The organism is Pedobacter sp. 01N416 (assembly GCF_056399685.1).
The window spans coordinates 1-6221 of sequence record NZ_JBFTRT010000530.1; the positions used below are offsets into that span (position 1 = coordinate 1).

General features: G+C 39.1%; 4 protein-coding genes and 1 pseudogene. 4 read left to right on the forward strand and 1 reads right to left on the reverse strand.

Annotated elements, in window-relative coordinates; genetic code table 11:
• Positions 1-58: 58 nt before the first annotated feature.
• The 3 genes from AC1DND_RS22965 (at position 59) to aqpZ (ending at position 2452) form a co-directional block, all read left to right on the forward strand.
• Positions 59-502 (forward strand): MarR family winged helix-turn-helix transcriptional regulator, encoded by a 444-nt coding sequence (locus AC1DND_RS22965; protein WP_477584915.1) that lies wholly within the window; start codon positions 59-61, stop codon positions 500-502.
• A 47-nt stretch (positions 503-549) separates the two neighbouring features.
• The gene (locus tag AC1DND_RS22970; protein WP_477584916.1) at positions 550-1386 is read left to right on the forward strand and encodes an MBL fold metallo-hydrolase; all 837 of its coding nucleotides are present in this window, start codon (positions 550-552) and stop codon (positions 1384-1386) included.
• Positions 1387-1744: 358 nt separating this feature from the next.
• On the forward strand, positions 1745-2452 hold the full coding sequence (aqpZ, locus tag AC1DND_RS22975; protein ID WP_477584917.1) for an aquaporin Z: 708 nt from the start codon (positions 1745-1747) through the stop codon (positions 2450-2452).
• Positions 2453-2523: 71 nt separating this feature from the next.
• Here aqpZ and AC1DND_RS22980 read toward each other — a convergent pair whose 3' ends face one another.
• Positions 2524-3036: a glutathione peroxidase gene (locus AC1DND_RS22980; protein WP_477584918.1), complete on the reverse strand. Its 513-nt coding sequence runs from the start codon at positions 3034-3036 to the stop codon at positions 2524-2526.
• A 478-nt stretch (positions 3037-3514) separates the two neighbouring features.
• Here AC1DND_RS22980 and topA point away from each other — a divergent pair.
• Positions 3515-5989 (forward strand): annotated as a pseudogene (topA, locus tag AC1DND_RS22985) (type I DNA topoisomerase); the annotation flags it as partial.
• Positions 5990-6221: the final 232 nt, after the last annotated feature.

Below are 6221 nucleotides of genomic sequence, written 5' to 3' on the forward strand. Positions count from 1 at the left end.
ATATTAGTTTATCTACAAAATTAAAAGCTTATATTTGTAAAGTTTATTTACCATTAAGATGCCTACTCAAACACAAGATATTGCCGCAAAACTAAGAAACACAGTTACCCGCTTAACCAGGCAGCTACGCAAACAGAACGTAAGTTCAGACTTTAGCAATGCCGAACTGTTAACGATGTCGCTGCTCGAACAACATGGCAAAATGTTATCTACAGAGCTGGCAGATATGGAAAGGGTGTCAAAACAAGCTATTTCACAGATCATCAACCGCTTGTTCGATGCCAAATGTGTGGAACGCTTTCCAAGCAATGAGGATAAACGAAAGGTTTTTATCGGCTTAACCAAGCTTGGCGAAAAACACATTATTGCCAGCAGAAAAATAAAAGAAGAATGGCTGGCACAAACCATGGAAAAAATCTTCTCCTCAGAAGAAATCAACTTGATTCAGGCTTTTCTACCCCTCCTTTCGCGTTTGGTAGAACACAATGGCGCAAGAGTATAGTTTTCCTTTTTCCTTCGCCAAATAAGCCTTATCTTGCAGGCTGAAAAATGGCACTATATTTTACATCAATTAATTCGGGCAGTAATGGCAATTGTTACTATGTGGGTAACGATAATGAAGCAATTTTGGTTGATGTTGGCCTAACCTGCAAAGAGGTTGAAACACGGATGAACCGTTTGGGTTTATCAATCAGTAAAGTAAAAGCCATTTTTATCTCACACGAACATAGCGACCACATTAAGGGGCTGGCGGTATTTGCTAAAAAACATAAACTCCCGGTTTACATTAGCACAGCTACCCTAAAAAGCAGCCGCTTGGCTTTGGACACAAACAATACCTTTTCATTAAGCCATTTACAGCACATTCAGATTGGTGGTTTAAAGATTTCTGCTTTTTCTAAATTTCACGATGCAGCTGATCCTTATAGTTTTACTGTTGAATGCAACGAGGTAAGAGTGGGTGTTTTTACAGATATTGGCTCAGTGTGCGATCGTTTAATTGCCCATTTCAAAAACTGTCATGCCGCTTTCTTGGAAGCCAATTACGATACAGAGATGCTGGAAAATGGCCGATATCCTTATTTTTTGAAGCGGAGGATTACAAGTGGTCACGGTCACTTAAGCAATACACAGGCGCTGGAGCTTTTCATCAACCATAAAGCCCCATACATGAGTCATTTATTATTGAGCCACTTATCAAAAGATAATAACGACCCACAGCTGGTTGAAAATCTTTTTAAAAATGTTGCCGGCAATACTTTTGTTAAAGTAGCTTCAAGATATGAGGAAACAGCGTTGTATTATGTAAGCAATACTCAAAACACACCCGAAGTTTACAATTTCGACCCTAACCTATACCAGCCAGAACAACTCAACCTATTTTAACACCCTAAAGTCAAAAATAGCTTGCCGTTTTCTATCAATTTAGTTACAGTAGGACTTATTTTGAGCAAAAAAATGGCAATTGACTAGACAAAAGCATAATTACCCGCAAAAATTGTAAATAATTTTAATTTTCATCAAAACATTTTATTCTAATATGGGTTTTATATAAACTTCATAAATAGTTTGTTTGGTTTAAATGGGGCTTATGGATTTAAGCCCCTTTCTCTTGTCTAAAATTCCGTAATTCAATCAGACTAAATCACCAGCATTTTATTCCATTTTTATATTCTAAATTTTTAGTTATATTCGATTGACAATCATCCGGATATAATATTTAAACCTTTAAATAATAAATTATATGGAGACAAGTAAACTTTCTAAATTCAGTGCCGAATTTCTAGGCACGCTCGTGTTGGTTTTAATGGGTTGTGGTAGCGCGGTTATAGCTGGCGCAAATGGCACAACTGGCGTAGGCTTATTAGGCATATCTTTTGCCTTTGGCTTATCGGTCACCGCAATGGCTTATGCTATTGGGCACATTTCAGGCTGTCACATTAATCCGGCAATTTCAATCGGAATGGTAATCGCTGGCCGGATGAAAATTACTGAAGCCGCTTATTACATTGTGGCTCAGGTATTAGGCGGCATTGCAGGCGCATTTATCTTACTGCAAATTGCCTCAGGAAAGCCAGAATATTCTTTGGCAACAAATGGATTAGGGCAAAATGGTTTTGCAGCACTATCTCCACAGCATTACAGCCTACATGCTGGTTTTATTGCCGAAATTGTACTCACCTTTATTTTCTTATTGGTTATTTTCGGCTCAACCTCTACTAAAAATATCAACGGCGGCTTTGCAGGGCTTGCAATCGGCTTAAGTTTAACACTCATTCATATTGTGGGCATTCCGGTAACGGGTGTATCAGTAAATCCGGCAAGAAGTATTGGCCCCGCACTTTTGGTTGGCGGAGAAGCCTTAAGCCAGGTTTGGCTGTTTATTGTAGCACCCATTATTGGTGCGGCGCTCAGTGCCTTGGTTTGGAAAACAGTTTTGGAGAAAAACTAATTTAAATGGAATTGTTAAAGGGTTAGCGTTTAGAGTTTAGCGCCTAAACACTAACCCCTAAACGCTAAGCTTTATAGGTTCTTTACAATCGCCTCGTCAGTAGGTTTTGTTTTAGAACGGAAACGGTGTACCAATTCTCCTTTTTCATTAATTAAGAATTTCTCAAAGTTCCATTTAATATCGCCTTGCTCTTCTGTATTGGTTTGAGAGGTTAAATACTTGAACAATGGACTGATATCATCACCTTTAACACTGCTTTTCTCTGCCAACATAAAAGATACATTGTACTTTCCGGTACAGAATTCTTTAATCTCTGCATTGGTAGAAAACTCCTGTCCGCCAAAGTTACCCGCAGGGAAACCAATTAATACTACCTTTTTGCCGTATTGCTTTTGAAGTTTTTCCAAATCTTCATACTGTGGTGTAAAACCACATTTAGAAGCGGTGTTAACAATTAAGATTTTTTTGCCTTTAAATTTCGATAGTTTAATTTCTTTACCATCAATGGTTTTAAAGCTGAACTCGTAAACATTTTTTGGTGGAGATACCAATAAGTTTAGTAGGATTAGAATTGTGCTGATCATCGTTGTTTTATTTTTATATACGAATATAGGCACAAATAGGTTGTGCCAACGTAACGTTGTTGTAAATTAAATGTAGCAAATTAGGTAAGAGAACTGGCCAATAGAACAAACTGTGAGCATGATTTGAAAATGAAAGCATATATTTCATTGCTCAAATAAGTGTCTTTTTTGATTAGGAAATTGAGGGCAGTGGTTCTTGGTGGTTTACGGCCCCGCTATCGCTTATAGTCCTCGCTACGCTGTGGGCTATTCCGCTCTATCTGGTTTAATTAACAAAGCCTGATCCCTTTTGTACCTTCAGCTTGGCACAACGCCGTTAAAACCTAAATAGCAGTAAACACATGCCACCTAAACCCGACCGAAGCGAAAAACCCGCAGACCGAGGAACGAGGTTGAGGATTTGTAGCAAAGGGCGGGAGAAAGCCTTACCTACAAATTACTAATATTGCTTTCCAAAAAAAGATTAAAACCACATTAAAATCACGGCCACATCCGCGATTTAGTTAAAGGTGATATGGCTATTGATATCAAAAATAATTTTGCGCAGACATACGAGGTACCCGCCGACAAAAAAAACATTGTCGCCGAGTTAAAAAAACTAGCTAAGGAAGCCGAAATGGTATGGCTAGCATCCGATGAGGACCGTGAAGGGGAAGCTATTTCGTGGCACTTATTCGAAACTTTAGGCCTAAAAGTGGAGAAAACAAAGCGCATCGTTTTTCATGAAATTACCAAACCAGCAATTTTAAAAGCAATCGATAGTCCGCGCGGAATTGATTATAATCTGGTAAATGCGCAACAGGCACGTCGTGTATTAGATCGTCTGGTGGGTTTCGAACTTTCTCCTGTTTTATGGAAAAAGGTAAAACCATCATTATCTGCGGGCCGTGTACAATCAGTTGCTGTACGTTTAATTGTTGATAGAGAAAGAGAAGTTCTAAACTTTAATGCTGCTGCTGCCTATAAAATTACTGCCCAGTTTGCTACCGGCAAAGGAAAAGAAATTGTAAAAGCAGAATTGCCACAACGTTTCGAAAATGAGGCTGATGCTGAAAAATTTCTTCAGGACTGTACAAATGCCAGGTTCGATATTACCAGTTTAGAAACAAGGCCGGCAAAACGTAATCCTGCAGCCCCATTTACCACTTCAACCTTACAACAAGAAGCCTCCAGAAAATTAGGATTTTCGGTAGCCAGAACCATGCAGGTTGCACAAAGACTGTACGAAGCAGGTAAGATTACCTACATGAGAACAGACTCTGTAAACTTATCCGAAACTGCATTAAATGCTGCTGCTGCCGAGATTAAATCTGCTTACGGCGATAAATACCACCAACACCGCGTTTATAAAACAAAATCTGCTGGTGCCCAGGAGGCTCACGAAGCCATCCGCCCTACTTATTTCGACAGACACAGTGTAGACGGCGATATTTCCGAAAAACGCTTGTACGATTTAATCTGGAAACGCTCTATTGCTTCACAAATGAGCGAAGCATTGTTCGAAAAAACAACTGCTCAGATCACCGCCTCAACCCGAAAAGAACACTTAGTTGCCGAAGGTGAGGTATTAAAATTTGACGGTTTCTTAAAAGTTTATCTGGAATCTACCGATGATGAAGAAAACGAAGAAAAAGAAGGTGGCGCAATTTTACCTCCATTAAGCAAGGGGCAGGAACTATTTTTAAAAGAAATGCAGGCAACCGAGCGTTATTCTCGTCCGCCAGCAAGATATACAGAGGCCAGTTTGGTTAAAAAACTAGAAGAATTGGGCATTGGCCGCCCGTCTACTTATGCACCAACCATTTCTACGGTACAAAACCGTGGTTATGTGGTTAAAGAAGATAGAGATGGCAAACAACGCAAGTTTACTTCTATCATTTTAGCTGACGGGCAAGTAAAAAAAGAAATAAAATCAGAAATTACCGGTGCGGAGAAATCAAAACTCTTCCCTACCGATATTGGTGAGGTAGTAAACGATTTCCTGGTAGAACATTTCAAAGGCATTGTCGATTTTAACTTCACGGCAAAGGTGGAGAAAGAATTTGATGAAATTGCCCAGGGTTTACAAGAGTGGACTAAAATGCTGCACTCGTTCTATAATCCATTTCATAGCGAAGTAGAAACTACGCTTGAAACTGCAGAACGTGCCACTGGCGAGCGCTTATTGGGCTTAGATCCGGCCACGGGTAAAAATGTATACACCAAAGTAGGTAAATTTGGACCATTGGTTCAAATTGGAGAGCTTGATGAAGAGGAAAAACCTCGGTATGCGAGCTTAATGCGCACACAATCTGTTGCAACCATTACTTTAGATGAYGCGCTGGAGCTGTTTAAACTTCCTTTCCAACTTCCTGATTTTGAAGGTAAAGAAGTAATGATTGGTGTTGGCCGTTTTGGTCCTTATRTAAAATGGGGCGAAAGTTTTATTTCCCTTCCTAAAAACGAGGAGCCTTTATCGGTTACTTATGAAAGAGCAGTTGAAATTATCCGCCAGAAAATGGATGATGATGCACCTATTGCCTATTACGAAGGTTTAGGTGTAACAAAGGGCAAAGGCCGCTTTGGTCCGTTTATCAAATGGAACGATCTCTTTATCAATATTCCCGCAAAAGGATACGATTTCGACAATTTAACACAAGAAGATATTAATACCTTAATCGGTAAAAAAGTAGAAAAAGAGGCTAATAGATACATTAAAACCTGGGATGCTGAAAAAATATCTATCGAAAACGGCCGTTGGGGACCATTTATCCGTTTTGGCAAGTTGATGCTTAAATTAAGGAATAATGAGGCTACCAAGCAAAAATATACACCGGAAGAATTGATTGATATTGATTTGGAAGTTGTTAAGAAAATGATTGTAGAGCAGGTGCCTAATGCTTTCGAAACGAAGAAAAAAGCACCGGCAAAGAAAAAAGCCCCAGCTAAAAAGGCTGTAGCAAAGAAAAAATAAAAATAATTCGTCATGCTGAACTTGTTTCAGCATCTTTTAATAAAAGACTCTGAAATAAATTCAGAGTGACGTCAAATAGTGGTTATGAAAGCAGATTTACCAGAAAATACAGTTGAAGATATCGCAATGGCCGTTGTATTGATGGGCGAAACACCTGAAGTAAAAAGCTGGACGGTTTATCTTGTTAATTTAAAAAACGAACCGATAACCAATGTTTTAATCAGCTCTAAAG

Coding starts and splice junctions, on each gene's coding strand:
- AC1DND_RS22965 (WP_477584915.1), top strand. CDS start 59: ATGCCTACTCAAACACAAGATATTGCCGCAAAACTAAGAAACACAGTT.
- AC1DND_RS22970 (WP_477584916.1), top strand. CDS start 550: ATGGCACTATATTTTACATCAATTAATTCGGGCAGTAATGGCAATTGT.
- aqpZ (WP_477584917.1), top strand. CDS start 1,745: ATGGAGACAAGTAAACTTTCTAAATTCAGTGCCGAATTTCTAGGCACG.
- AC1DND_RS22980 (WP_477584918.1), bottom strand. CDS start 3,036: ATGATCAGCACAATTCTAATCCTACTAAACTTATTGGTATCTCCACCA.